Below are 25,128 nucleotides of genomic sequence, written 5' to 3' on the forward strand. Positions count from 1 at the left end.
GCTCTTCGGGGATTGGCGTGGAATGCCCACAACCCCACTCGACTGCCTTCGAGCGGGTCATTTCCTACAATGGCTGGACAGCGCTCATGCCAGAACTCTCGAACCTCATCGCCTTTTCTCTCATCTCTCTGGGCATGGTTCTGACGCCGGGACCGAACATGATCTACGTGATCTCGCGATCGATCTCACAGGGTCGCAAGGCAGGACTGATTTCCCTCGGCGGCGTTGGCATCGGTTTCATCTTCTACATGCTGTGCGCAGCATTTGGCATCACCGGGCTGGTCATGGCGGTGCCCTACGCCTACGACACCTTGCGCATCGCGGGCGCGCTGTACCTGCTGTACCTCGCCTGGCAAGCGGTCAAACCGGGCGGCCGTTCGCCGTTTCAGGTCAAGTCTTTGCCGCAGGACAGCAATAAACAGCTGTTTCTGATGGGGCTGCTCACCAACCTGTTTAACCCCAAAGTCGCCGTGCTCTACCTCTCGCTGCTGCCGCAATTCATCACCGTCGGAGCGGGCAACAGCGTGCTCAGCCAATCCCTGATATTGGGCAGCGCGCAGATCGGCGTCAGCCTCACGGTCAATGCGATGGTCGCCATGGCGGCAGGGTCGATTGCGGTGTTTCTGGCGACCAAACCCACGTGGGCTAACGTGCAGCGCTGGTTGATGGGCACGGTGCTGTTCGGCTTCGCGGTGCGCATGGCGGTCGACAGCAGAAAGTGACGGGTTTACATCTTCGGAAAAAAACGTTCTCCGGTCCCTTGTCAGATGCGCCGCCAACGGCCAGATTAGCCGCCGAATTCGCATCATTTCAAAGGATCGGCTGATGCCCCTGAAACGCTTTCTCCTTCAGATGACGTACCTCGCCGCGTTGATGACACCGCTCGCTCATGCCGCTGATGCCCTGCACGTCTTCACCGGCACCCTCGGTAAATCGCCCATCGTGGTAGAGCTGGATTTGACCAAGCCCGACGACATCAGCGGGCGCTACTTCTATGAGAAGTACCACAAGGATTTGGCGCTTTCCGGCAAACAGACCGGGCAGGATCTGACGCTGACCGAAGGCCTGAGCTACGACGACAACCCCGACTTGCCCACCCTGCATCTGCATAAATCCTCAGACGCCGGTTGGGCAGGGGAGTGGAGCAGTTCCAAGGGCAAATCCTACAAGGTGCAATTGAGCGAAAAGAAGGTCGCCGCGCCTGATGCCACCGCCGAGCCCGGCTGGCAAGGCATCTATCGGGACTCTCCTTACGACTACCTGCGCCTCAGCCAGTTGAAACTCAAGGCCGATAAAAAAGAGACCTTCATGGGCCACGACCTGCAATGGTGGGTCGAGCCCGAATCAGGCATCACCCTGTTCGAAATCACTTCCGGTTACGCCCCCGAACAGGCCGAGAAAATCAACCGACAACTGCGCTCGCGGCTGTGGAATGAAGTCGTCAGCTACCACCAGTGCATGCTCGGTGGCAGCCGCACAGAAGGTGAGTTCGACCAGTCCGTCACCCCGGAACTGATGACGTCGGGCATCGTCAGCCTCAACATCTCCACCTCCTACGATTGCGGTGGCGCACACCCGGACTTCGGCGATTCGCCCCTTAACCTCGACGCGACCACCGGAAAGGAACTGACGCTGGAAGATGTCCTCTGGGTCGGCAAAGGCAAGCCCTTCCACTATGAACGTGATGAAGCAGGCGGCGTGAGCTTCGACACGTACTCGGACTACCGCAGCAAGGCCTTCGCGCCCTGGCTCGTCAGCCAACTGAAAGCCGCCCACCCCGACGACATGAAAGCCCCCGAAACCGACGACGACTGCGACTACACCGACGAATCCGTCTGGGACTTCCCGTCCTGGTACTTCACCGAGGAAGGCATCTACGTCGGCCCCTATTTCGCCCGAGTCATGCGCGCCTGCGAAGGGCCGGAATGGTCAGTGGTGCCGTACGCCGCGCTCAAGGCGCATCCGGGGGGCGTGAAGGTGGTGTTGCCAGAGTAAGCTCGGATGAGAAGGCAGGTCTGCTGCTTTTCAGGCAGCAATCGCTGCCCAAAAAGCAGCACTCATCATTTGCTTCCCGTCACACCCTTCACCAGTGCCCCGTGAGCCTTGGCATCCTTGGCCAGCGAGATCACGTTGACCATCGCTGTGCGGTTACCGGAAGCCGCGGCGACGGTGGTGCTCAGCACCTTGCCGCCGTCGACGCTGCCGGAGATGTCCAGCTGACGCAGCCCGAGGCCTTTTCTGACGACCTTCTTCTCGCCCAGCTTGCTGAAGTCCTTGTAGCTGGACTGCTGCTGAACGAGGGTTTCCGCGATGATGTCGTCCAGGGTTTCCGTATCGTTTGACGGCACTGTCTTGCCGTCGGGCAGCGGCGTCTCCGTGATGATCACCACGCGCTTGGCGGGCTTGTTCATGTACAGCGAGCCGGTAACTCCAGCCGCCTTGGCCTTGTCATCGATCTCTTCCATCGGCCCTTTGACGTAGTCCTTGGGCAGATAAAACACGAACTTGCCGCCGAGCATCGAGACCTTCTGCCCCGTGGGTTTGGCAGGCGCGGTCTTGGAAGTTTTCGACGCCTTCGAGGATTTAGACGAGTGAGTGGTCTTGGACGACTTGGCAGGGTGCTTGATGTCAGTGGCAGCCTGTGCACCCGCCACGCTCAGGCCAAGCAAAAGCGTGGTGCAGATCAAAGCTGATTTCAGGGTGAGCAAGCGCATTCCTACCTCATCAAAGGTTGATTCCTACAGAGGTCCGCATTTTGCCTGACGGCTGCAAGCGATGGATAGAAGTGCGTTCGCTCATACCGATGACCGTAGGACCGCGCTTTGCCCGTGAAAAGATCTAACAGCGCCCCATGGCATCAAGACTGTTTTCATTAAACAAAACACGCGCGTTATTTCAGCGTTATTACGGTCGTCACTTTTAAGGCCGAAAAAAAGCCGCTAGGGCAAGCGGCTGAAGTTTGGAGCTTTGGGGCCCCACGTCGGGAGCAACGACGCGGAGAGTTGCAACAACAGAAACACAACACAGAAAAAGACAGAACAGAAACGGCGTACAGGTCAGGTGTGTTTAGCGTTCTCCACTTGAGGGTCATAGGTTGAGGCTTGCTGAGTCTTGTCCTGCGCTTTGGCCTTCGCGGCCAAGGCTTCTTCATGCTGCTCGACGTTCGCTTGCAGCGCTTCGTTGCGGGCCACGAAGGCAGGGGATTCTTCGGCGAAAACGGCAGGGGAGGCCATCAATGAAGACACAGCGAGTGCGCTGATAATGCCGATGGATTTGAACATTTGAAATAAACCTTCTTGCGTGTGCAAGTTCGATTAGGTGAGGCCACTGTAAGAACCCAGCGCCTCAGGATCAAATGAAACCCGGCTAAATATTGATTAGCGAAAAAGTTATGTGGGTGTCAGGGAATTAAATGTTTTTCATTGGCGCAAAGATAGGTCGAATGCCACGACACTTCGGATAATCCCCACAGCCCCAGAAATTACCACCGGCGTTTGCGCCAGTGCGAGCGACGCGGATCACCATCGGTTTGCGGCAATGCGGACAAGCGGGCGGCTTGGGCAAGACCGGCGTTGCCACTGGCTCTTCAGGCGCTTGTTCAAAAACCACCGCCGCTGGCTGCATCGGCTCAACCACCGCAGGCTCAACACGCTCGGGCGCCATTTCAGTCGTTGGCCGAGGACTTGGCTTGCGCGTCTCGACAATCCATTGCCGCAACACGTTCCCGTCCACCAATTGCAGATTGCGCCCTGAAGCAAAGTCCCACGCCTGCCTGGTAAACGTCCCACTCGTCACCACGAACCCGCCGACAGCCCCCTCGGCCGCCATCGCCCCGTACAACTCCCGCACCACCGGCACACCCACCTGCACCGCGCGCCATTGCTTGCACTGCACCAGATAGGTTTCACCGTCCTTGCGCGCCACCAGATCAATCCCGCCGTCCGGCCCGCGCCCGCCCGTGTCCTGCACCTTGAAACCGCGACGACGCAACGCCTCACCCACCAGCAACTCAAACTCGCGCCAACTGATCCTCAGCAACGTATTGCCGCCTGGGGTGGTGACGGATTTCAACAACGTGCGTGATCGGAAACGGCGGAAGAGCGAGGCGATGGTTCCGCAGCCGAAAATGAACGGCAGCGCGTACTGGCCAATGCTCGCCGCCATCCGCGTCACGTTGCCGATGACGAGCGACTGAAACTGATGCGGATCGCCAGAGAACGCCGCTGGGGCAGACGAGGCTACCGCGTGCAGGCCAATGCCTGACACCAACGCAACCGAAAGACTGAGCCACCAGGGCAATTTGCTGGCGATTACAAAAAGGTCGTCAAACAGAGAAGATTTCTTGGCCATATCCGTGGTCTTTCACACATCTGTCAAAGAGGATTCAGTCAACAAGCGGCACACACCTGTAGCAGTCCGGCTCGCCGGCGGCAGCGATCATAAGCGTTCTGCAAACTTAGGTTCAGAAAACAACGAACCGTCTGTAAGAACCCTCATCCACAGCAGTAAGAATGCAATCACAGTCTACAGCGAAAAAGCATTGTGGTGGCTCAATGATGTCATGGTAAAACGCTGTCCGGAAAATCCATCCGCACCGCTAAGGAATAGCCATGACCAAGGTAGGAACCGGCTTCATCGCAGCACTCGCACTGCTCAGCGCCTTCACCGTTAACGCCAAGGAAACCCGCCTCACCGATGCGGCGATCGCCCAAATCCTCATCGAAGACTCCATCGCCAACTACTCCGGCAACTGCCCCTGCCCCTACAACGCCGCCCGTAATGGAAGCCGGTGTGGGAAGCGCAGCGCGTACAGCCGGCCGGGTGGGTATGCGCCGTTGTGCTTCAAAGAGGATGTGACGAAGGAGATGGTGCAGGAGTATCGAGCGCGGACGAAGGGATGATGTTTCGGGTTGTCGCCGCCGTGAAGTAGACGGGGCGGGGCACAGGATGCTGATACTGCGTAGGACGTCTCCGAACCCTCAGTAAGGTCCGTCTGTTTCAGCCAAGTCCGCATTCCTTAATGCGAATCGCACCTTCAGAATCCAGCCCCTCATTACTGGTGCTAAGGGGAAGGGCGATGACAATCCCTATGATTTTCGGCCTCGGCATGACAATCAACTGGCTGCTTGTCTACACGCTCAAGCCCCGTGCATGGCGAAAATGGTTGGGCTTGGGGCTGCTGATCTTTGGAGGCATTGCGATGTTCAAACTCAGAAGTCAAAGCAATGAAGCATCCCTGTCGTTTCTTATCGCCTTCATGATCGGATGGTCCCTGTTCTCGGCTCGCGACCGGTTCGCTCTGGAAGAGGACTAAATCCGATGCTCTTCATCCTCGGAATCTTCCTAACCTGCACCGCCTACTACCTGCTCGACCGAAAACTCATTCACAAATCCCCTCGAAAGTGGACTGGCCTTGTCCTCATAAGCGTTGGAGCCACAGCGACCTTCACGCTCGATTCCCACATAGACGACTTCTTCATCTGGGGCTTCGTCGTCGCTTGGTGCATTGGCCTGGAACTGTTCTTCAACTGTGAGAAATACAAGGTTTACTACGGGTAGCGTTGGACGCCCGGCGCAGTGCAAAGGGGTTGCGCGATTAACATCTCATCCCCATCGCAGCACCTGAACCGCCATTCTCCACCAAGGCTCACGCGACTTCCGCTCGCTGGCGCCACTCGCACCTCATCCTGCAGGCACGGCACCACTTCATCGGTAATCCAGCGCTGCAACGTCCGATCCTCCCGGTTGGAGTGATACGTCAACAGCGCATACACCGACGACTCACTCACCACCAACGCCTCTTCTTCACCTTGCCAATCGACCAGCGTCACCACCCGACCCTGATCCACATCCAGCTTGCGCGTCGTGCGCTCGTTCAGCGGCCAGCCCCCTGAGAAGGCCGAGATCGCCGGCGCAGAACCAGACTTCGGATTCCAGGAAGAAGATGCGTAGGGGGGGGGAGGTTGTGGCGGTGGAAGGTGGTGGGGGAGAGGGTCTTGGCAATGTCCGTATCTCTTCTTGATAGCCTTCCATGGCTAAGGGTGTCGGGAGCTAAGAAACCCCAAAGTAGTAAACGGGCCGGACGTATTCCCCTCACGGGTCTTTTATTAGCCCAATCCCGACATAGCAGAGATTTTACGACGCGCAGGCGAGGGCCACAGGCGCAAAAAAGCCGCATCTATTGGGAGCGGGCTGGCCGCTACTTTTTGAGTTTCTGCTGCGTTTCTTACGCGCCGAGGCAGGGTAGGTGCCGACGCTCAACGTATCAAAAGCAGATGTTGTAGGACGCTTCCGAAGCCTAGTCCGTTGCGGGAGGAGCGAGGGAAAGGGACGTGCCTTCCCCTTGACGTGGACCAGATCAGATTGGTTGCCAGCTACTAATGCCAGGGCGATGTTCGCTTGTATTTGCTCGAATCAGGATGCAATGGAGCGAGCCTGCGTTATCAAAACCGATGATGACATTGTCATCTTCTCTTGCTTGATCCATCACTTGGTTGCCCTGAAAGTAGAATCTGTATTCAGACCGGGTCTCATGGTTCTCACGGGCGTCATACCACGTAGCCTTGGCCACTTGAGAAATGTCCTCGCCACGGATCGAAAACGTCGTAGAGAACTCTCTACGCTCGGGGCCAAAAATTTTTTTTAGCTCAGACACACCGTTGAATTCATGCTGGTTGGAGCGCTCGGGACGCGCTTCAACCGCAGAAAGCGTTTTAATGCAGGCGGGTTTGAGTACTATCGTTTTTTTTGACATCGCGTTTGTCCTTGATTGCGCTATTGAGATCTGCTCGGCCTGCCACTTGGGTCGTTGGAGTGTAGGCGTCCTAGGAAATGGTGGCATACAGCCTTCAATTCAAGATGGCAGTCTGTTTTTTTTGGATCCATCCTATTTTGGAGACCTCAGGTGCTCAGAAAAGAACGATTTACATTTCACGATATAGGGATAGAATGGTGACCATTCGTCACAGATTTGACCCAGAGGTCGCTGGATTCATGTCCGCTACAAAATCCCCTACACTTGAATTTTTCCCAGCCATTGAGCTATCTTCGGAGTTCGAGATGCATCCCGTCGAAGATATGGCGCTTATTCGAAAATTGCTTGAAATATACGATCAAGGCCAATTAGCAGCTAAATTAAAAGAAATAGGGTCATCGCACTGCCGTGAGACAATAAATCGCTGGATGAAAGGGAAGGCCTCTCCGCGCTTGAATTATCGCGAGCACACATATCTGCATTCGCTACTTCCCGTACGACCAAAATATAAGAGCTTATTTACATTCATTGATTTGTTTGCAGGGATTGGCGGCATTAGGAAAGGATTTGAATCCATTGGGGGTGAATGTGTGTTTACGTCTGAATGGAATCCGTATGCGGTAAGAACCTATAAAGCTAATCATTTCTGCGACCCTAATAATCATACATTCAATAAGGATATTCGTAGTATAACGTTATCGGATGCTCCGGGTGTTAGCGATGAAGAGGCATATCAAAATATTAAACAGAAAATTCCAGATCACGATGTGTTGCTCGCCGGTTTTCCATGCCAGCCATTCTCGCTAGCTGGAGTTTCAAAGAAAAATTCTCTCGGACGTAAGCATGGGTTTGAATGTGAAACCCAAGGAACATTATTTTTTGACGTTGCTCGTATTATCGCAGCAAAACGGCCTGCGGCTTTTCTGCTGGAAAATGTAAAGAATCTTAAGAGTCATGATAAGGGCAATACCTTTCGAGTAATTTGTGAAGCTTTGGATGAGTTAGGATATTCTGTCGCAGATGTTGACGCGCCTAAAGGAAACGATCCAAAAATTATAGATGCTAAACATTTCCTTCCTCAGCACCGTGAGCGTATTGTTTTAGTTGGATTCCGTCGTGATTTGAATGTCCACGGCGGATTTACCTTGCGCGATGTTTTGAAATTAATTCCAAGTCATCGCCCTAGTTTTGGGGATTTGTTAGATGAGAGTTATGATTCGAAATACATTCTCACTCCTGGGCTGTGGGACTATCTATATAAATATGCAGAAAAGCATCGTAAGAAGGGTAATGGCTTTGGGTTTGGATTAACTAGGGCAAATGACATTGCTCGCACGCTTTCCGCTAGATACCATAAAGATGGTTCTGAGATTTTAGTTGACAGAGGGTTTGTGGAAAGCCTTGAATTTAATGGTGAGTTCAACCAGCTACATAGGCCTAGAAGGCTTACTCCTCAAGAGTGCTCGAGACTAATGGGTTTCGATAAGCCGGGGGAAAGTAAGTTTATTATTCCTGTTTCTGATACTCAAGCCTACAGGCAATTTGGGAATTCTGTCGCCGTGCCAGTATTCGAAGCTGTTGCACATTTGATGAAAGACCGAATCTTGGCTGCGAAAGCTAAATTATCTGATGAAAGACATCAGTTAGAGTTTTCACTGCCTAATTGAGTGTATTGATACGATTTATATGCAGTTCGGGCATTTTTATGCCCGACTGCCCTAGCGAGGTGTAGTGTTTTGACTGATATTGTCGATGCTGCAATTCGATCTAAAATGATGTCTGGCATTAAGGCTAAAAATACTTTGCCTGAAGTGTTGGTTCGTAAAGGATTACATTCCCGAGGCATACGGTTCCGTATTCATGCCGATAATCTGCCTGGAAAACCTGATTTAGTGCTGCGGAAGTATAGCGCGGTCATATTTATACATGGTTGCTTTTGGCATGGTCACGCATGTAGGTATTTTAAAGTTCCAAAGACTAGAAGTGAATTCTGGATCTCCAAGATTCAAAGTAACCAACAGCGCGATCAACTCCATATTGATGAGCTAAGTGAGGCTGGGTGGCGTGTGATGGTAGTCTGGGAGTGTGCTACCAGACTAATGAGGAAGGGCCACGAAGCAAATCTTGTTGATTTGATTGTTAAATGGTTGAATGGAAGCGGATGTTTTGCTCAAATTGATGAGCATACCCTTGGAGGCAGTGAATAAGCGTTGATTTAAATTGATTTCTGTAGAGCGATCCAGATAGTCGTCTAGATCGCTCTAATAGATCGCTTATCTCAACTTGAGGATTTTCTTCGATCAAAGAACGTTCGCAAAAGAATAACTTCAATAGGGTCTATCCCTGGAACTGGTACTGTAAGTGTATGAGTTGCTCCTGAAAAAAAGCCTACGGCTATTGAATCTAGGTCAAATCCAGAGTTTTTTAACGCTTGTTCATTAGCATCCCATGCGATCAGTAAATTGATGTCTGAGAAATTTTTCTGCTTTTCTTGAAGATCTTTGATCAAAGAGTCCAAGTTGTGCTTGAATTCTATTATCGAGTCTACCACTTGGCCGTCAGGTGAAGTGTATATGGTATGCATATCATATCGCGCAGAATAGCCGGTCTTCAGTGTTTGGTATCCTTTAATTACCCCTGCGCCCAAAAGTTCGTGAAATATAGCGGCGACAGCTGCCTCCTGATTATTAGGGATTTTCGCATACTGAATATGTGATTCATTAAGGTCTGCTAGGCCTTTCGCCGCAACCCATTCCGCTTGAAGTTCTAACTTCCGCTGGATGCTCGTTTTTTGTGCTTCTGAAGGTGTCGCTCTTGCATCCCCTTGGTAGACAGCAATATCTTCGAATTTGCTGAATACTTCTGATACTGCTGCTTGGAGGCGTCGCACATATTTGTAGTGTAGAGACTTTCTTCCTAGATCAAATTTCAGATCTGATGACTCTACCAAGAAAAAACACCTCTTATAATAGGCTGGGTACCTACCTCCTGGCTTGGGCTCAATTTTCATCCCCGTAGGCATTCCCTTTGTGCCAACAAATATTCCGCTTTGGAAAAGAGTGGCTCCTTCCGATTCATCCTCGTCGCTAGAGCATAATGCTAAAGTGGATTTCGATAATTGTTTAAATGTATCGTTATCTGGGAACATCACGCCATACACGTCAATAGACCAGCCATCTATTGCCCGGCGTTCAGATACATAAACGGTCTTCGAGCCAAGATACTTGCGTTTAGCTGATGCATCGTTCTTACTTACGAACGCGTCTCTAACCGTTTGTAGTGGGATTCTATTGCTAGCTGTGACTAGTTCGTGAGGTTTAGTATAGGTACTATCGATTTTTTCTGTAGATGAGCCAGACGGTAGGTTTGTAGTTAGATAGAAATCGAACTCCAACGCCTCCGCGGGGTTAAAGAGCTGGCTAGTTACACCAGCTGCGGTGCGGCTTAGAATCAGGACCTTTAGCTGTTGAGCTGTGAGGTGGAAAATACTTGTATCATCACTGGGTGTAATGTTTCCCACTGAAATTTTTGTGTAGGAGTCGAGTGGATATGTGGATTGAGTATCGTTGGATATGTTAAGATTTACACTGTATTTTTCTGGTAAACCTTGAATGTTTTGGTCTGCTGAGAAGAATGGTTTGTTACTGCCGGGATAGTCATTGAGCCAATTCTGTGCTGCGACTACGCTTCCGCCGTAAGCTTCCTTACCTGCGATTCGGCTTGTAATTAAAAAATTGTTTCCTGAGAAAACAGCATACGTTAGCCCAACTCCTTTCTCACCCACCTCCTTTCCAATCCCATCTTTGTCCCCTCCTCCAGGGGCGAGCATTTCATGTATCTTTTCGCTAGGTATTCCAATGCCGTTGTCTAATGCTGAAACACTGTTGTTAGAGGAGTCGATCTCAAGGTGGATAAAAAAAGGGCCTAGCGCGCCGGTTTGTTTTTTTCTGCTGATAGCATCGCGAGAGTTCTGCAAGAGTTCAGCCAATAGATCCCAGTAGTGATGATAGCTATCTCTTATTCCTCGGATCTCTTTTCTGATAGCCACGTCGCTGCGATTGCTAAGGAAATCCATTTACTTTGCCTCGAATTAGGGTGTTTGATGGAAGGGCTGGTTGTTCACATATGTATCATGATTTATTAGAAAGGCGGTCAACACTTTCTGTAGTGGTTATTCAATCTACAAAAAAGCCAAGAGGATTATTCCTCCCCTTGGCTCAGTGTTGTAGCGAATAATTTGTGGGTAATCAATCCCAGCTCAAAGCCCCACCCGTCTGATACTCAATCACTCGCGTCTCAAAGAAGTTCTTCTCTTTCTTCAAGTCCATGATCTCGCTCATCCAAGGGAACGGGTTCGTAGTCCCTGGATACTCCTCCTTCAACCCAATCTGCGACAACCGACGGTTAGCGATGAACTTCAGATAGTCCTCCATCATCGCCGCATTCATACCCAGCACCCCACGAGGCATGGTGTCGCGGGCGTATTCGATCTCCAGCTGGGTGCCTTGCAGGATCATTTGCGAGGCTTCTTCCTTCAGTTCGGCGTCCCATAGGTGTGGGTTTTCGATTTTGATCTGGTTGATCACGTCGATGCCGAAGTTCAGGTGCATGGATTCGTCGCGCAGGATGTATTGGAACTGTTCTGCGACGCCGGTCATTTTGTTGCGGCGGCCCATGGAGAGGATTTGGGTGAAGCCGCAGTAGAAGAAGATGCCTTCCAGAACGCAGTAGTAGGCGATCAGGTTGCGCAGCAGTTCTTTGTCGGTCTCGACGGTGCCGGTGTTGAATTCCGGGTCGGAGATGGCGCGGGTGTATTTGAGGCCCCAGGCGGCTTTTTTCGCGACTGACGGGATCTCGTGGTACATGTTGAAGATCTCGCCTTCGTCCATGCCCAGGGATTCGATGCAGTACTGGTAGGCGTGGGTGTGGATCGCTTCCTCGAAGGCCTGGCGCAGGATGTACTGGCGGCATTCAGGGTTGGTGATGAGGCGATACACGGCCAGCGCGAGGTTGTTGGCAACCAGAGAGTCGGCGGTGGAGAAGAAGCCGAGGTTGCGCATGACGATGCGGCGTTCGTCGTCGGTCAGGCCTTCCGGGTTACGCCATACGGCGATATCGGCGGTCATGTTGACTTCTTGCGGCATCCAGTGGTTTGCGCAGCCGTCGAGGTACTTCTGCCAGGCCCAGTCGTACTTGAAAGGCACGAGTTGGTTGAGGTCGGCGCGGCAGTTGATCATGCGCTTTTCGTCGACAGCAACGCGCGCGGCGGAGCCTTCGAGTTCAGCCAGACCTTCGGCGATGTCGAGTTTGTCCAGCGCGGCTTTGGCGCGGGCGATGGCAGCGGAGTCGTTGGCACTGACGGCGCGTGCATCGCGAGCGGCAGCACCACCGGCGCTGTCGAGTTTGTCCATGGCAGCTTCCGAAGCGTGGCCAGCGTTGGCGCCTTTGGCGGGTTCAGCGGCGTCTTCTTTGTCGAATTCGTCCCAGCTCAGCATGACGATGAGTCTCCTGCGTGAGGGTCAGTAGTAGTGACTGACCGGGTGGATCTTGAGTGTTGGTTGCGTATCAGGCGTTGCACGCAAAGAACATGAATAGGTGAGGGGTGGCCCTCGGTGTTTCTTCTTTTGAGTGTCGATTCGGGAATCGCCGGTGCATGGACTGGCGTATTCGCGAGCAAGCTCACTCCTACAGGTGTGCGGTGCAGGGCCGTTTGCAGTGGTCCGGTTTGCGGGTGGTGGCGGTTTTGAAGACGCTGCCACCGGCGAGCCGGACTGCTACATGTGTTGTGTCAGCGACTCCAGGGTGTCTGGCTCGCGGGCAAGCGCGCTCCTACAGAAGGAGCGCGATTTGCCTTACTGGCAAGCCTCGCAATCCGGCTCGTCAATGGCACAGGCCTTTGGCACTGGCGCCGGGCCGGCGGCCGGGGCTGCTTCGGCTGGACGTGGGGCGGTGATCGCCGAGTCGTCCGGGCCGTGGCCGCCGCTGGAAACGGCGTTCAGCTTGCCGGTGTTGATGGTCGATTTCTCGGTGCTGGTCGCGGCCAGGGCACGGAGGTAGTAGGTGGTTTTCAGACCCCGGTACCAAGCCATGCGGTAGGTCACGTCCAGCTTCTTGCCGGATGCGCCAGCGATGTACAGGTTCAGGGACTGAGCCTGGTCGATCCACTTCTGACGACGGCTTGCCGCGTCGACGATCCACTTGGTGTCCACTTCGAAGGCTGTCGCGTAGAGGTCTTTGAGCTCTTGCGGGATGCGCTCGATCTGTTGCACCGAACCGTCGTAGTACTTGAGGTCGTTGATCATGACCGAGTCCCACAGGTCGCGGGCTTTCAGGTCGCGAACCAGGTACGGGTTGATCACGGTGAATTCGCCCGAGAGGTTCGATTTCACGTACAGGTTCTGGTAGGTCGGTTCGATCGACTGCGAAACGCCAGTGATGTTGGCGATGGTCGCGGTCGGTGCGATGGCCATGATGTTCGAGTTACGGATGCCTTTCTGAACGCGGGCACGGACTGGCGCCCAGTCCAGAGTTTCGTTCAGGTCGACGTCGATGTACTTCTGGCCACGGGCTTCGATCAGGATCTGTTGCGAATCCAGCGGCAGCACGCCTTTGGACCACAGGGAACCCTGGAACGTCTCGTAGGCACCGCGCTCGTCCGCCAGATCACAGGAAGCCTGGATCGCGTAGTAGCTGACGGCTTCCATTGAGCGGTCGGCGAATTCGACGGCAGCGTCCGAACCGTAAGCGATGTGTTGCAGGTACAGCGCGTCCTGGAAGCCCATGATGCCCAGTCCGACCGGACGGTGGCGCAGGTTCGAGTTACGGGCTTGCGGCACGGAGTAGTAGTTGATGTCGATCACGTTATCGAGCATGCGAACGGCAACGTCGATGGTGCGCTTGAGCTTCTCGCTGTCCAGCTTGCCGTTGACGATGTGGTTCGGCAGGTTGATCGAGCCCAGGTTGCAGACCGCGATCTCATCCTTGTTGGTGTTCAAGGTGATCTCGGTGCACAGGTTCGAGCTGTGGACCACGCCGACGTGTTGCTGCGGCGAACGCAGGTTGCACGGGTCTTTGAAGGTCAGCCACGGGTGGCCGGTTTCGAACAGCATGGACAGCATTTTGCGCCACAGGTCTTTGGCCTGGATGGTCTTGAACAGCTTGACCTTGCCTGGGTACTCGGTCAGCGCTTCGTAGTACTCGTAGCGCTCTTCGAAAGCTTTACCGGTCAGATCGTGCAGGTCCGGGACTTCGGAAGGCGAGAACAGGGTCCATTTGCCGTCGTCGAAGACGCGCTTCATGAACAGGTCAGGAATCCAGTTGGCGGTGTTCATGTCGTGGGTACGACGACGATCATCACCGGTGTTCTTGCGCAGCTCGATGAACTCTTCGATGTCCATGTGCCAGGTTTCCAGATAGGCACAGACAGCGCCCTTGCGCTTGCCACCCTGGTTCACGGCCACAGCGGTGTCGTTCACGACTTTCAGGAACGGCACGACGCCTTGGGATTTGCCGTTGGTGCCCTTGATGTACGAGCCCAGCGCGCGGACCGGGGTCCAGTCGTTGCCCAGACCGCCTGCGAATTTGGACAGCATGGCGTTGTCGTGGATGGCGTGGTAAATGCCCGACAGGTCATCCGGAACGGTGGTCAGGTAGCAGCTCGACAGCTGTGGACGCAGGGTACCGGCGTTGAACAGCGTCGGGGTCGAAGCCATGTAGTCGAAGGACGACAGCAGGTTGTAGAACTCGATGGCGCGGTCTTCACGGGCTTTCTCTTCGATCGCCAGGCCCATGGCCACGCGCATGAAGAAAATCTGCGGCAGTTCGAAACGCACGCCATCCTTGTGGATGAAGTAACGGTCGTACAGGGTTTGCAGGCCCAGGTAGGTGAATTGCTGGTCACGCTCGTGGTTGATCGCCTTGCCCAGTTTCTCCAGGTCGAATTCGGCCAGCACAGGGTTCAGCAGTTCGAACTCGATACCTTTTGCGACGTAAGCCGGCAGGGCCTTGGCGTACAGGTCGATCATTTCGTGGTGAGTGGCGCTTTCGGCGACGCCCAGGAAGCCCAGGCCTTCGGCACGCAGGGTGTCCATCAGCAGGCGGGCGGTCACGAACGAGTAGTTCGGCTCACGCTCGACGAGGGTACGCGCGGTCATCACCAGCGCGGTGTTGACGTCGGTCAGCGCTACGCCGTCGTAGAGGTTTTTCAGGGTTTCGTTCTGAATCAGGTTGGCATCGACTTCCGCCAGGCCTTCACACGCTTCGGTGACGATGGTGTTCAGACGGCCCATGTCCAGTGGCACCAGGCTGCCGTCTTTGGCAGTGATGCGGATCGAGGGGTGAGCCTGAACCGGGGCATCGCCGCCACGACCAGCGCGCTCTTTGGAGCGGTCGTTACGGTAGATCACGTAGTCGCGAGCCACTTTTTGCTCGCCAGCGCGCATCAGCGCCAGTTCTACCTGATCCTGGATTTCTTCGATGTGGATGGTGCCGCCCGAAGGCATGCGACGTTTGAAGGTCGCGGTGACTTGTTCGGTCAGACGGGCAACGGTGTCGTGGATACGCGAAGACGCGGCGGCGGTGCCACCTTCAACTGCGAGGAACGCTTTGGTGATGGCAACGGTGATCTTGTCATCGGTGTACGCAACGACAGTGCCGTTACGCTTGATCACACGCAGCTGACCCGGTGCGGTCGCGGACAGGTCCTGCTGGGTCGCACCTGTCTGCGGCGCGATGGCCGGCGAGTTCTCGCGAGTTGTGTCTGTTTGCATGGGTGTCTCCACGTTCTCTAATGTTTATTGGGCATGAATCACATGCCCACCGTTCCGTCTTGAAGCAGTTGACCGACAAACGTCGACCCAATGACTTCATAACGAATGGGAAGGCTGAAGGAGCGCCGACCCTGGCTTTGAAGTCCGAAAAGGGTGCGGCTCTACGGCTCGTCACCCGGAAAATCTGAAGCAGAATGCTGGTTTAATGTTGCAACACTTGTACCGTAACGCGCAGATCATGAAGCCTGGTGTCTGCCATTCGCGTGTGAGCGGTCAGGCGGTGAAACGGGGATAATTCAACCCATCGGGCGCGAGAAAAATGCTTGAAATCTCTCGGTCACTTGTGTTTGGTTTTTTCAGTGAAACCCTACATGTAGGGTCTCGATCAGCGACGGGGTACAAGATAATGCGTTTCGGACACTAATTGCAACGCATCCTAGACACATGACCTGTGGATAAAGCTGTGTGTAATTTGTGTGGGATATGGGGAAATCCCGCGTAGGCCGCGTAGCCACTGGGATGGGCTGCCGATCACCGTTTTTTCGCGAGTAAAAAGAATTTTACGGGTTGTGCGCGAGTGCAAATTCTGTCTCAGCCGCTGTGTGGAGCCAGGACGATCCGAGGGTGGTTTTGTACGTCGCCACCGCGGCCCCTCTGTAGGAGCGAATTCATTCGCGAGACGGCGTACAGCCGACCCACATTCATCGGTCGATAAACCGTCTCGCGAATAAATTCGCTCCTACAGATGCCCACCGCGCCCTATGATTTGTCGCCACGCGAGACCAACGGATCTTCTATTAATAAGAACAACCCCAGGAGACACGGAACGTGCAGCAAGAACCCTGGCAGGTGCTGATCGTCGAGGATGACCTTCGGCTGGCCGAATTGACCCGCGATTACCTTGAGAACAATGGCCTGCAAGTGAGCCTGGAGGGCGATGGCGCGCGGGCGGCGAGGCGGATCGTCGAGGAGCAGCCGGATCTGGTGATTCTCGACCTCATGCTTCCCGGCGAAGACGGCTTGAGCATTTGCCGCAAGGTGCGCGCCGACTACGACGGGCCGATCCTCATGCTGACGGCCCGGACCGACGACAGCGATCAGGTGTTGGGGCTGGATATGGGCGCCGATGATTTCGTCTGCAAACCCGTGCACCCCCGTGTGTTGCTGGCGCGCATTCATGCGCTGTTGCGGCGCAGCGACACGCCTGACACCCCTGCGCAAGAATCACGGCGGCTAACCTTCGGTCCTTTGGTCGTGGACAACGCCCTGCGCGAAGCCTCGCTAAACGGCACCGGCATCGAGCTGACCAGCGCAGAGTTCGACCTGTTGTGGCTACTGGTGAGCAACGCCGGGCGCATTTTATCCCGCGAGGAAATCTTCACCGCCCTGCGCGGCGTCGGTTATGACGGGCAGGACCGCTCCATCGACGTGCGCATCTCCAAAATCCGCCCCAGAATCGGTGACGACCCCATTCACCCACGGCTGATCAAAACCGTGCGCAACAAGGGTTACCTGTTCGTGCCGGACGCGGCGAAAGAAATGAGCGTCTTCGCCCGGGCCGAGCGATGAATTCGATCTTCCTGCGAATCTACGGCGGCATGCTCGGCGTCCTGGTGCTGGTCGCGTTGCTGGGTGTGCTGACGTTGCACCTGGCCAATAAGGTGCGCAGCGAGCAATACCGCGAACAACTGGCCCACGGCACTTTTACCCTGATGGGGGACAACCTCAAGGCGATGGACAGCATTGAACGCACCCGCGCCTTGGCGGTGTGGGAGCGTTTGCTGGGCATTCCCCTCGAACTGGAAACCGCCGAGCAGGCACATCTGGACGGCGGGGCGCGCAATCGTCTGAGCCGCGGTCAAGTGGTGGTCGAACAGACCGGCCCCCATGCCGCCCGGGTGTTTCGCGAAGTCGAACCCAGCGCACCCGGTAAACCCGGCAGCGCGTTGTTGCTGACCGGCGAGGTGCAGCAGATCAGCGAGCAACTGGCCCGTGCGACGATTTTTCTGCTGCTCGATGAATTGGTGCGTTTCCCCGTCGATGAGCAGCCGGTGCGCCTGGAAACCCTGCGCGTGAGCAAGGGCTTTGGCTTCGACATGCACCTGATCAAGCTGGAAAAGGCCGACGTGGACGACGACCAGCGGCGGCGCATCGACGAAGGCGACACGGTGATGGCTCTGGGCAAGGGCGGCGATTCGATCCGGGTCCTGTCCGGCGTTGGCGAAACCCCGTCGGTGCTGGAAATTGGCCCGCTGTACCAGATGAATCCCTATCCGCCCGAGCTGCTGGTGCTGATCGCATTCCTTGGGCTGTGTCTGATCGGTTTGGTGGTGTACCTGTTGGTGCGTCGGCTGGAGCGTCGTCTGCGAGGGCTGGAAGCGGCGGCCACGCAGATCGCCCAGGGCAGCCTGGAAACCCGCGTGCCGGAAACCGGCGCCGACTCGGTGGGGCGGCTGGCCTCGGCGTTCAACGGCATGGCCGAGCATTTGCAGCGTTCATTGACCATTCAGCGCGAACTGGTGCGTGCCGTGTCTCACGAGCTGCGCACGCCGGTGGCCCGCCTCCGTTTCGGCCTGGAGATGATCAGCGATGCCAGCACCCCGGAAGCGCGGCACAAGTACATGGTCGGGATGGACAACGACATTCAGGACCTCGACAAACTGGTGGACGAGATGTTGACCTATGCGCGGCTGGAGCAGGGTTCGCCGACCCTGAGTTTTCAGCGTGTCGACCTGGAAGCCTTGATTGATCAGGTCATCACCGAACTAGCGCCGCTGCGCGCCAATGTGCGGGTGTCGCGCGGGATTTGTGTTTCCGTCAACGAAGACGTTTTGGAAGGCGATGAAGCCTGGGTCGAGGCTGAGCCGCGTTACCTGCACCGGGCATTGCAGAATCTGGTGAGCAACGCGATGCGTCACGCTGAATCCGAGGTGCGTATCGGCTTTCAATTGAGCCAGGAGCGTTGCCGCATCGATGTTGAAGACGACGGTCCCGGTGTCCCGGAAACCGCATGGGAGCGGATTTTTACGCCGTTCATGCGCCTGGACGACAGTCGGACGAGGGCCTCGGGCGGTCATGGGTTGGGGCTGTCGATCGTGCGGCGCATCGTGCATTGGCACGGTGGACGGGCGTTGATCGGTCGCAGTCAGGCGTTGGGCGGTGCGTGTTTCAGCCTGACCTGGCCCCGCCAGCAGGGGGATGTGTGACGCAGGACATCTTTGAAGGGCCTTTCGCGGGATTCGGCAAAACCTGGGTGCAGGATAGTGCGCGCCCTATGATTCCGCTGCCGGAGTTGTTGTGCGACGAGACGCTGGATCGGCTGCTGATGCAGGTCTACGGCCCGGAGCTGATGCCCGAGAAGCTGCCGGTGCTGGTGTCGCAGTGGTTCAAGTTCTACGCCATGCAGTTGATTCCTCCCGTGGTAGTGGCGAGTCTGGTGAAGGGGATGAGCTGGTCATTGGCGCTGGATGATCTGGCGTTTGCCCTGCATGAGCGGGGTTTTCTCGACGGGGTTCGATTTGAAGGGGAGGCGTTTCAGGCGTCGGATTCCATAGATCCCTTCGAGCGATTCGCGCCGCTGCTGGACAACCTGCAACAGGTGATCGAGCGGTTAAATGCCTATGGCAGCCTTGCATCGGCGGTGTTGTGGAGCAGTGCCGGGGATTGTCTGGAGACGTGCCTGCGGCAACTGGCGCAAGTCGATGCTGCGGCTGCCGAGGTCGGTCATGGCTTGCTGAATCGGCGGTTTCGGCCAGATGGGACGCGCAATCCACTGTTCAAGACCATTACCTATAAAGAAGGGGCCGATGGACAACCGATTCGGCAGCGACGCAGTTGTTGTTTGAGTTACCGGGTGGAATGGGTGGGCCGGTGTGAGCATTGTCCATTGCAAGGGCGACCAGACGCAGCGGGTTGACCTGTGGGAGCGAATTCATTCGCGAAAGCTCGCTCAGATCACCTCTCAGTGTCGCTAGATCCACCGCTTCGCGAATAAATTCGCTCCCACAGGGGGATTTACATCCGCCGGGATATCACGGGGTCAATTGGCAATCGCCACCAGACTCAACAACTGCCCCCCCTCCACGCTGAACTGCGCGTCGAGTTCCTTGCCACTGCGCCACTCCTCCGACAAATCGATCTTCAATCGCAGCCTGGCCGTGCCCGTTTCCGTCCAGCCCAACAATTCAGCGTCTTCGAAATAGAAGCGCTTGAGCACGAGGGGGTAGAGCGCCTTGAACAGCGCTTCCTTGAGGGAGAAGGTCAAGGTCACGTGCAGCGCGATCTGGTGTTCGGGGCCGGCGGCCATGCGTTGCAGTTCGTCGGCGGTGAGGATTTCCCCGGCGAGTCTTGAGGCCCGCTCGGTGGTCATCAACTGTTCGACGTCCATGCCCAGCCCGCGCCAGTGCTGTTTGTTCGCGACGACGGCGGCGGCCCAGCCGGTGCCGTGGGTGATCGAGCCGCACAGGTCGTTGGGCCAGATCGGGGCGCGATCTTCGCCAATCAAGGGCACATGTTGGCGACCGTCGAGGCGGCGCATCGCTTCCCGTGCGCAGAGGCGTCCCGCGAGAAATTCGGTCTGACGTTTGGCGACCGAGCGTTGAATGTTGGGGGGTGGTTCGATCAAGCAGCGCTGGAAGTCGCCGTCGACGAGCTTTTGCGGGTCGAATGGGGTGCTGACCAAAACCGCGTTGGTCACTGGAAATGGAAGCGGCCAGTGAGCGGTGAGGGTAGGGCAGCAGTCAGGGAGGTTGGGCGTCATGGGCGGCATTGTGCCGTGGGATCGTTTGGTTGTCATGGGAACTGGGCATTGAGCCCAATGGCAAAGATCAGCCTGTGGGAATGAGCTTGGTCACGAACACGATATTCCAGTTGCCCCAAATCACTGACTGCACTGGCGCTTTCGCGAGCAAGCTCACTCCCACAGGGACGAGAATCAATCCGAATCTCAGATCGGCTTACAACGTCGAATTCTTCGCAAACTGCTCTTTCAGGAACGCCTTCATGTCAGCCCACGAGCTCATGTCGGCGGTCTGGTTGTAGCCGATGTCCGGCCCGCCATGGTCGCCGTGGCTCAGCTTGTCGGCGTCGGGGTTGGTGAAGCCGTGCTTGGCACCGTCGATGCCGACGAATTTGTAGTCAGCCTTGGCGGCGTCCATTTCCTTCTTGAAGTCCGCGACGTTCTGCGGGGTGACCATGGTGTCGCCATTGCCGTGCTCAATCAGCATCGGCGTTTTGGTCACGCCTTCCTTGGCTGGGCTTTTGGTGGTCAGCGCGCCATGGAAACTGACGACGGCGGCCAAGGGTTCCCCACGACGTGCCGCGTCCAGCACCACGCCACCACCGAAGCAGTAGCCGATGGCGGCGATTTTCTGCGGGTTGGTTTCAGGCTGCTTCTTCAACTGCTCAAGGCCCGCGTCGAAGCGCTTGGCCGAAGCGCCAGCGTCTGCGGTGGCGGCTTGCATGAAGGCCATGGCGTCTTTCGGGTGTTCGGTGTTCTTGCCTTCGCCGTACATGTCGATGGCCATGGCGCTGTAGCCCAATACGGCCAGATCGCGGGCGCGACGCTTGGCGTAATCGTTCAGGCCCCACCATTCATGCACCACCACGATGCCCGGACGCGGACCCTTGATCGCGTCGTCGTAAGCGTAATAGCCCACCAACTTCGTGCCGTCGGCGGCCTGATAGTCGAGGGTGCGGGTTTTCACTTCGGCCTGGGCCAGTCCAGCCAGGCACATGAGCGTGAGGGCCATCAGTAAACGCATGGAACGCATGTCTCTCTCCTTTTCGGGGGTGTCCCCTTTTAGAGGGCTTGATCTTGAGGGCTTCGCCTGGCGTTGAGCCTAGACGATTGTGCCGTACAGGTTCCGACCCCGTGCGGTACATATGTGTTCAGCCGAGGTTCAGAACGTGTTCAGGAGGGGTTCAGCGCTTGCTGCGTATTCTCGGCCCCGTACCCACCAAGGCGCCTGGCGCCGGAGGACCTGCACATGCCGACGATGAACAAGCTCTTTCTGGCGCTGGCGTTTCTGGGTGGCAGCGCTGCCGCACACGCTACTGAAGGCCGAGCCGACGTTTCCCGTGCCGACGCGGCGAGAAACAGCAAGAAACTGAGCGGGATAATGATGCCAAGCGCGGCTAAACTCTCCGTCGCCGCACCGACGACAAGCGGGGCCTACGCGTCGCAGTCGGCCAGCTTGACTCAAGGGCCGGACAATTATTTGCCCGCTCATCACCGGTTGTAAGCCGTCAGCGTTCAAGGATCATCAAGCGAGAGGTATGAATGTGCCTGGGAGTGCGTCATGAAACTGCTGGTTGTCGAAGATGAAGCCCTGTTGCGCCATCACTTGCAGACCCGCCTGACCGAAAGCGGTCACGTGGTCGAAGCAGTGGGCAATGCTGAAGAGGCGCTGTATCAAGCGGGGCAGTTCAATCACGATCTGGCGGTGATCGACCTTGGCCTGCCGGGCATAGGCGGGCTCGACCTGATTCGTCAGCTGCGCGCGCAGAACAAAGCTTTTCCGATTCTGATTCTGACCGCTCGCGGCAATTGGCAGGACAAGGTCGAAGGGCTGGCCGCAGGCGCTGACGACTACGTGGTCAAGCCGTTTCAATTCGAGGAGTTGGAAGCACGCATGAACGCCTTGCTGCGCCGTTCCAGCGGCTTCACCCAGTCGACGATCATTGCCGGGCCGCTGACGCTGGACCTCAATCGCAAGCAGGCGTCCATGGACGAGCAGCCGTTGGCGCTGACCGCTTACGAATACCGGATTCTCGAATACCTCATGCGCCACCATCAGCAGGTGGTGCCGAAAGAGCGCCTGATGGAGCAGTTGTACCCGGACGACGACGAGCGTGACCCGAACGTGATCGAGGTGCTGGTCGGCCGTCTGCGCCGCAAACTCGAAGGCGCGGACGGCTTCAAGCCTATCGACACCGTACGAGGCTTGGGTTACCTGTTCACTGAGCGCTGTCGATGATTCGATCGCTCCGGGTCCGGCTGATGCTGGCCGCCGCCACCCTGGCGGTCATCTTCATGCTGTTGATGTTGCCTGCGTTACAGAGCGCCTTCAGCCTGGCGCTCGAAAGCTCCATTGAGAAACGCCTGGCGTCGGACGTCACGACGCTGATTTCCGCGGCCCGGGTCGAAGACGATCGGCTGATGATGCCGACGCTGCTTCCCGGCGAACAATTCAGCCTGCCCGACAGCCGTTTGCTCGGGTACATCTATAACCGGGCCGGCAAGCTGGTCTGGCGTTCTCGCGCCACCGAAGACGAAGCCATCGACTACCAGCCGCGCTATGACGGGCTGGGCACCGAGTTCGCCAAGATCCGTCAGGCGGATGGCGAGGAATTCTTCGTGTATGACGTGGAAATCAAGCTGCTCGGCGGGCGCAACGCGGCCTACAGCATCGTGGCCGTGCAGCCCGTTCGCGAATACCAACAAACCATTTCCGGCCTGCGCGAGAAGCTGTACCTGGGCTTTGGCGGCGCCCTGTTGGTGTTGCTGATTTTGTTGTGGGTCGGCCTGACGTGGAGTCTCCGGGCGCTCAAGGGCATGAGTCAGGAACTGGACCAGGTCGAAGAGGGCTCGCGGGAAGGTCTCAGTGAAAAGCACCCCAGCGAACTGCTCCGCCTGACCGGCTCTCTCAACCGCCTGCTGCGCAGCGAGCGCGAGCAGCGCACGCGTTACCGCGACTCCCTCGGTGACTTGGCCCACAGCCTTAAAACGCCGCTGGCGGTGTTGCAGGGCGTCAGCGAGAACATCGCCAAGCGCCCGGAAGACCTTGAGCAAGCGCGCATTTTGCAGTCGCAGATCGAGCGCATGAGCCAGCAGATCGGCTACCAATTGCAACGCGCGAGCCTGCGCAAAAGCGGCTTGGTACGCCATCACGTGGCCTTGAAGCCTGTGGTCGAGAGTTTGTGCAACACGCTGGAGAAGGTCTATCGCGACAAGCGGGTCAATGTCACGTTTGACTTGCCGGACGACAGCCAGGTGCAAATGGAGGAAGGCGCGTTGCTGGAAATGCTCGGCAACCTGCTTGAAAACGCCTATCGCCTGTGCCTGGGCGAAGTGCGGGTGAGCTGGCAGCCGTCTGTGATGGGCGATGTCTTGCTCATCGAAGACGACGGTCCCGGTGTGCCGCAAAGCCAGCGTGCACGGATTCTGGAACGCGGTGAGCGGCTGGACCGGCAGAATCCGGGGCAGGGGATCGGTTTGGCGGTGGTCAAGGACATCATTGAAAGCTACGGCGCGCAGTTGACGTTGGGGGAGTCGGATCTGGGGGGCGCGGCGTTCAGGATTCAGTTTGCGATATGAGCCACGTCAGACTCCCCTGCAGGAGTGTGGCTTGTCCCGCGACCGGCTGCGCAGCAGTCGTAAACCCTGATGACGGGGCATTCCTGACACGCCGCATCTACCGGCTTTACGACGACTTCGTCGCCGGCGCGGGACAAGCCACCCTCCTACAGTGGGGTAGGCGGGGCCTCAATCCCCCTGCGCGCGATACGCCCCCGGTGTCAGCCCGGTCCACTTCTTGAACGCACGATGAAACGCCGACGGCTCGGAAAAGCCCAATTGCTCGGCGATCTCTTGCAGGGAAAGGTCTGCCTGCCCCAGGTGATAAATCGCCATGTCCCGCCGCAACTCGTCCTTTAATCCCTGAAAGCTCGTGCCTTCTTCGCGCAGGTGGCGGCGCAGGGTCTGGGGGCTGATGTGCAGGTGATCGGCGGCGGTTTCCAGGTCTGGCCAGCGATGGCAGTCTCGGCTTAGCAACCTTCGCAACTGACTGCTGAGGCTGTCGCCCTCGTCCGGCCGCGCCAGCAGGTCAGCGGGGGAGCGTTCGAGAAAGCGCTTCAGCGTGCGCTCGTCCTGTAACAGCGGCAGGTCAAGGTAGCGGGCGTGAAAGGTCAGCGCGGTTTGCGGGGCATCGAACTGGATCGGGCAATAGAACAGCAGGTCGTATTCGGCGCTGTGGGCGGGGGCGGGGTAGGCGAACGTGGCCTGTTCCAGCCGGATGCGTTGCCCGATCAGCCAACTCGCCAGCCGGTGCCAGATGACCAACAGCGACTCGCTGAGAAAGTGCGCCGGGTCGCGCAGGCTTGAGTCGTCCAGACACAACCGGACCCCGTTGCCGTCACGTTCCAGGCTCAAGCGTGGGGCGTCCGGAAACAGTCCATAAAACAAGAAGCCCCGCTGCAGCGCCTTGTCCAGCGTGCGGCAGTGAATCACCGCGTGGCACATCATCGCAAAGGTGCCGCGTTTGCTCGGGGCGAGCCCAAACCCCATGAATTCATCGTCCAGCGCCCGCCACACCCGTTGAATCAGACGTGCGAACTGCTCCGGAGCGATCCGCGCCCGAGGCTCGTTCAACAGTTCGGGCTGAATGCCCGCCTGTTCGAGAATCGGCGCGCAATCGAGCTGATAGCGCTGGGCACCTTGCAGCACGGCGCGGGCGAAATGGCTGGCGATGGTTCGATGGCGCATGACAGGCCCGTTGATCTTCACGTGGCGAACGGAGGAATGGCCGATGGTAGGGAGTGGCAAAGGGATGTCACAAGGCGGATACCCGCCAATGACCGGGCTATTTTGTCGGGAATGGGCGGAAA

At 56.8% G+C, this 25,128-nt stretch carries 24 protein-coding genes; 13 read left to right on the forward strand and 11 right to left on the reverse strand.

The window, feature by feature from the left end:
* The first annotated feature begins 86 nt into the window (after positions 1-86).
* Positions 87-722, forward strand: coding sequence for a LysE family translocator (locus tag AAEO81_RS08875; RefSeq protein WP_341962961.1), 636 nt, complete (start codon positions 87-89; stop codon positions 720-722).
* Positions 723-825: 103 nt separating this feature from the next.
* Positions 826-1,995: a hypothetical protein gene (locus tag AAEO81_RS08880; protein WP_341962962.1), complete on the forward strand. Its 1,170-nt coding sequence runs from the start codon at positions 826-828 to the stop codon at positions 1,993-1,995.
* 65 nt (positions 1,996-2,060) lie between these two features.
* Here the strand turns inward: AAEO81_RS08880 and AAEO81_RS08885 are convergent, their stop codons facing one another.
* From AAEO81_RS08885 to AAEO81_RS08895, 3 genes are all read right to left on the reverse strand, one after another.
* Positions 2,061-2,714, reverse strand: a complete 654-nt coding sequence (locus AAEO81_RS08885; protein ID WP_341962963.1) for a polyribonucleotide nucleotidyltransferase — start codon at positions 2,712-2,714, stop codon at positions 2,061-2,063.
* A 342-nt stretch (positions 2,715-3,056) separates the two neighbouring features.
* Positions 3,057-3,281: a hypothetical protein gene (locus AAEO81_RS08890; RefSeq protein ID WP_341962965.1), complete on the reverse strand. Its 225-nt coding sequence runs from the start codon at positions 3,279-3,281 to the stop codon at positions 3,057-3,059.
* 127 nt (positions 3,282-3,408) lie between these two features.
* Positions 3,409-4,350, reverse strand: coding sequence for a restriction endonuclease (locus tag AAEO81_RS08895; RefSeq protein ID WP_341962967.1), 942 nt, complete (start codon positions 4,348-4,350; stop codon positions 3,409-3,411).
* Between the two features lie 260 nt (positions 4,351-4,610).
* On the opposite strand from AAEO81_RS08895, the gene AAEO81_RS08900 reads away from it, so the two are divergent.
* From AAEO81_RS08900 to AAEO81_RS08910, 3 genes are all read left to right on the forward strand, one after another.
* Positions 4,611-4,901, forward strand: coding sequence for a hypothetical protein (locus tag AAEO81_RS08900; protein ID WP_341962968.1), 291 nt, complete (start codon positions 4,611-4,613; stop codon positions 4,899-4,901).
* A 176-nt stretch (positions 4,902-5,077) separates the two neighbouring features.
* Positions 5,078-5,314, forward strand: a complete 237-nt coding sequence (locus AAEO81_RS08905) for a hypothetical protein (protein ID WP_341962969.1) — start codon at positions 5,078-5,080, stop codon at positions 5,312-5,314.
* A 5-nt stretch (positions 5,315-5,319) separates the two neighbouring features.
* Positions 5,320-5,559, forward strand: coding sequence for a hypothetical protein (locus tag AAEO81_RS08910; protein ID WP_341962970.1), 240 nt, complete (start codon positions 5,320-5,322; stop codon positions 5,557-5,559).
* Here AAEO81_RS08910 and AAEO81_RS08915 read toward each other — a convergent pair.
* Positions 5,550-5,831 carry a hypothetical protein gene (locus AAEO81_RS08915; protein WP_341962972.1) on the reverse strand — a complete coding sequence of 94 codons (282 nt, stop codon included), beginning with the start codon at positions 5,829-5,831 and terminating at the stop codon, positions 5,550-5,552. The two genes, AAEO81_RS08910 and AAEO81_RS08915, sit on opposite strands and share 10 nt — an antisense overlap.
* 527 nt (positions 5,832-6,358) lie before the next feature.
* A complete protein-coding gene (locus tag AAEO81_RS08920; RefSeq protein ID WP_341962973.1) occupies positions 6,359-6,754 on the reverse strand; it encodes a hypothetical protein in 396 nt (131 codons plus the stop codon).
* Between the two features lie 305 nt (positions 6,755-7,059).
* Between AAEO81_RS08920 and dcm the strand changes: the two genes are divergently transcribed.
* Together dcm and vsr are read left to right on the forward strand one after the other, a co-directional pair.
* Complete coding sequence (gene dcm / locus AAEO81_RS08925; protein WP_341964503.1) at positions 7,060-8,421, forward strand: DNA (cytosine-5-)-methyltransferase; 1,362 nt, start codon at positions 7,060-7,062, stop codon at positions 8,419-8,421.
* A gap of 69 nt (positions 8,422-8,490) precedes the next feature.
* A complete protein-coding gene (gene vsr, locus AAEO81_RS08930; RefSeq protein WP_341962974.1) occupies positions 8,491-8,961 on the forward strand; it encodes a DNA mismatch endonuclease Vsr in 471 nt (156 codons plus the stop codon).
* Between the two features lie 71 nt (positions 8,962-9,032).
* On the opposite strand, the gene AAEO81_RS08935 is transcribed toward vsr, so the two are convergent.
* The 3 genes from AAEO81_RS08935 to AAEO81_RS08945 all read right to left on the reverse strand — a co-directional run bounded on the left by AAEO81_RS08935 (position 9,033) and on the right by AAEO81_RS08945 (position 15,522).
* Positions 9,033-10,829 carry an ATP-binding protein gene (locus tag AAEO81_RS08935; protein WP_341962975.1) on the reverse strand — a complete coding sequence of 599 codons (1,797 nt, stop codon included), beginning with the start codon at positions 10,827-10,829 and terminating at the stop codon, positions 9,033-9,035.
* Between the two features lie 172 nt (positions 10,830-11,001).
* Positions 11,002-12,249 (reverse strand): ribonucleotide-diphosphate reductase subunit beta, encoded by a 1,248-nt coding sequence (locus AAEO81_RS08940; RefSeq protein ID WP_341962976.1) that lies wholly within the window; start codon positions 12,247-12,249, stop codon positions 11,002-11,004.
* A gap of 357 nt (positions 12,250-12,606) precedes the next feature.
* On the reverse strand, positions 12,607-15,522 hold the full coding sequence (locus AAEO81_RS08945) for a ribonucleoside-diphosphate reductase subunit alpha (protein WP_341962977.1): 2,916 nt from the start codon (positions 15,520-15,522) through the stop codon (positions 12,607-12,609).
* Between the two features lie 828 nt (positions 15,523-16,350).
* Between AAEO81_RS08945 and AAEO81_RS08950 the strand changes: the two genes are divergently transcribed.
* Genes AAEO81_RS08950 through fhuF form a run of 3 tightly spaced genes read left to right on the forward strand, consistent with a single transcriptional unit; the run spans position 16,351 to position 19,438 of the window.
* A complete protein-coding gene (locus AAEO81_RS08950) occupies positions 16,351-17,091 on the forward strand; it encodes a response regulator (protein ID WP_341962978.1) in 741 nt (246 codons plus the stop codon).
* On the forward strand, positions 17,088-18,728 hold the full coding sequence (locus AAEO81_RS08955) for an ATP-binding protein (protein ID WP_341962979.1): 1,641 nt from the start codon (positions 17,088-17,090) through the stop codon (positions 18,726-18,728). The genes AAEO81_RS08950 and AAEO81_RS08955 overlap by 4 nt, the downstream gene beginning before the upstream one ends.
* A complete protein-coding gene (gene fhuF, locus AAEO81_RS08960; protein ID WP_341962980.1) occupies positions 18,686-19,438 on the forward strand; it encodes a siderophore-iron reductase FhuF in 753 nt (250 codons plus the stop codon). The genes AAEO81_RS08955 and fhuF overlap by 43 nt, the downstream gene beginning before the upstream one ends.
* A 123-nt stretch (positions 19,439-19,561) precedes the next feature.
* Here the strand turns inward: fhuF and AAEO81_RS08965 are convergent, their stop codons facing one another.
* Together AAEO81_RS08965 and AAEO81_RS08970 are read right to left on the reverse strand one after the other, a co-directional pair.
* Entirely contained in the window at positions 19,562-20,281 is a 720-nt protein-coding gene (locus AAEO81_RS08965) for a 4'-phosphopantetheinyl transferase (protein WP_341964504.1), read from the reverse strand.
* A gap of 196 nt (positions 20,282-20,477) precedes the next feature.
* Positions 20,478-21,284, reverse strand: coding sequence for a dienelactone hydrolase family protein (locus AAEO81_RS08970; RefSeq protein WP_166597655.1), 807 nt, complete (start codon positions 21,282-21,284; stop codon positions 20,478-20,480).
* A gap of 225 nt (positions 21,285-21,509) precedes the next feature.
* Here AAEO81_RS08970 and AAEO81_RS08975 point away from each other — a divergent pair, with 225 nt between their 5' ends.
* The 3 genes from AAEO81_RS08975 to AAEO81_RS08985 are packed head-to-tail and all read left to right on the forward strand — an operon-like array spanning position 21,510 to position 23,839.
* Positions 21,510-21,764, forward strand: coding sequence for a hypothetical protein (locus AAEO81_RS08975; protein ID WP_341962982.1), 255 nt, complete (start codon positions 21,510-21,512; stop codon positions 21,762-21,764).
* Between the two features lie 57 nt (positions 21,765-21,821).
* Positions 21,822-22,499, forward strand: coding sequence for a response regulator transcription factor (locus AAEO81_RS08980; protein WP_341962984.1), 678 nt, complete (start codon positions 21,822-21,824; stop codon positions 22,497-22,499).
* Positions 22,496-23,839, forward strand: coding sequence for an ATP-binding protein (locus tag AAEO81_RS08985; RefSeq protein WP_341962986.1), 1,344 nt, complete (start codon positions 22,496-22,498; stop codon positions 23,837-23,839). Before AAEO81_RS08980 ends, AAEO81_RS08985 begins: the two co-directional genes overlap by 4 nt.
* Before the next feature lie 168 nt (positions 23,840-24,007).
* On the opposite strand, the gene AAEO81_RS08990 is transcribed toward AAEO81_RS08985, so the two are convergent.
* Entirely contained in the window at positions 24,008-25,006 is a 999-nt protein-coding gene (locus tag AAEO81_RS08990) for an AraC family transcriptional regulator (RefSeq protein ID WP_341962988.1), read from the reverse strand.
* Between the last annotated feature and the right edge of the window lie 122 nt (positions 25,007-25,128).

Source organism: Pseudomonas sp. RC10, assembly GCF_038397775.1.
Classification (GTDB): Bacteria; Pseudomonadota; Gammaproteobacteria; order Pseudomonadales; family Pseudomonadaceae; genus Aquipseudomonas; species Aquipseudomonas bambusae.

Excerpts from the sequence above, each read along its gene's own strand:
- AAEO81_RS08875 (WP_341962961.1), top strand. The coding sequence starts at position 87 with ATGCCAGAACTCTCGAACCTCATCGCCTTTTCTCTCATCTCTCTGGGC.
- AAEO81_RS08880 (WP_341962962.1), top strand. The coding sequence starts at position 826 with ATGCCCCTGAAACGCTTTCTCCTTCAGATGACGTACCTCGCCGCGTTG.
- AAEO81_RS08885 (WP_341962963.1), bottom strand. The coding sequence starts at position 2,714 with ATGCGCTTGCTCACCCTGAAATCAGCTTTGATCTGCACCACGCTTTTG.
- AAEO81_RS08890 (WP_341962965.1), bottom strand. The coding sequence starts at position 3,281 with ATGTTCAAATCCATCGGCATTATCAGCGCACTCGCTGTGTCTTCATTG.
- AAEO81_RS08895 (WP_341962967.1), bottom strand. The coding sequence starts at position 4,350 with ATGGCCAAGAAATCTTCTCTGTTTGACGACCTTTTTGTAATCGCCAGC.
- AAEO81_RS08900 (WP_341962968.1), top strand. The coding sequence starts at position 4,611 with ATGACCAAGGTAGGAACCGGCTTCATCGCAGCACTCGCACTGCTCAGC.
- AAEO81_RS08905 (WP_341962969.1), top strand. The coding sequence starts at position 5,078 with ATGACAATCCCTATGATTTTCGGCCTCGGCATGACAATCAACTGGCTG.
- AAEO81_RS08910 (WP_341962970.1), top strand. The coding sequence starts at position 5,320 with ATGCTCTTCATCCTCGGAATCTTCCTAACCTGCACCGCCTACTACCTG.
- AAEO81_RS08920 (WP_341962973.1), bottom strand. The coding sequence starts at position 6,754 with ATGTCAAAAAAAACGATAGTACTCAAACCCGCCTGCATTAAAACGCTT.
- dcm (WP_341964503.1), top strand. The coding sequence starts at position 7,060 with ATGCATCCCGTCGAAGATATGGCGCTTATTCGAAAATTGCTTGAAATA.
- AAEO81_RS08935 (WP_341962975.1), bottom strand. The coding sequence starts at position 10,829 with ATGGATTTCCTTAGCAATCGCAGCGACGTGGCTATCAGAAAAGAGATC.
- AAEO81_RS08940 (WP_341962976.1), bottom strand. The coding sequence starts at position 12,249 with ATGCTGAGCTGGGACGAATTCGACAAAGAAGACGCCGCTGAACCCGCC.
- AAEO81_RS08945 (WP_341962977.1), bottom strand. The coding sequence starts at position 15,522 with ATGCAAACAGACACAACTCGCGAGAACTCGCCGGCCATCGCGCCGCAG.
- AAEO81_RS08955 (WP_341962979.1), top strand. The coding sequence starts at position 17,088 with ATGAATTCGATCTTCCTGCGAATCTACGGCGGCATGCTCGGCGTCCTG.
- AAEO81_RS08965 (WP_341964504.1), bottom strand. The coding sequence starts at position 20,281 with ATGACGCCCAACCTCCCTGACTGCTGCCCTACCCTCACCGCTCACTGG.
- AAEO81_RS08970 (WP_166597655.1), bottom strand. The coding sequence starts at position 21,284 with ATGCGTTTACTGATGGCCCTCACGCTCATGTGCCTGGCTGGACTGGCC.
- AAEO81_RS08975 (WP_341962982.1), top strand. The coding sequence starts at position 21,510 with ATGCCGACGATGAACAAGCTCTTTCTGGCGCTGGCGTTTCTGGGTGGC.
- AAEO81_RS08980 (WP_341962984.1), top strand. The coding sequence starts at position 21,822 with ATGAAACTGCTGGTTGTCGAAGATGAAGCCCTGTTGCGCCATCACTTG.
- AAEO81_RS08985 (WP_341962986.1), top strand. The coding sequence starts at position 22,496 with ATGATTCGATCGCTCCGGGTCCGGCTGATGCTGGCCGCCGCCACCCTG.
- AAEO81_RS08990 (WP_341962988.1), bottom strand. The coding sequence starts at position 25,006 with ATGCGCCATCGAACCATCGCCAGCCATTTCGCCCGCGCCGTGCTGCAA.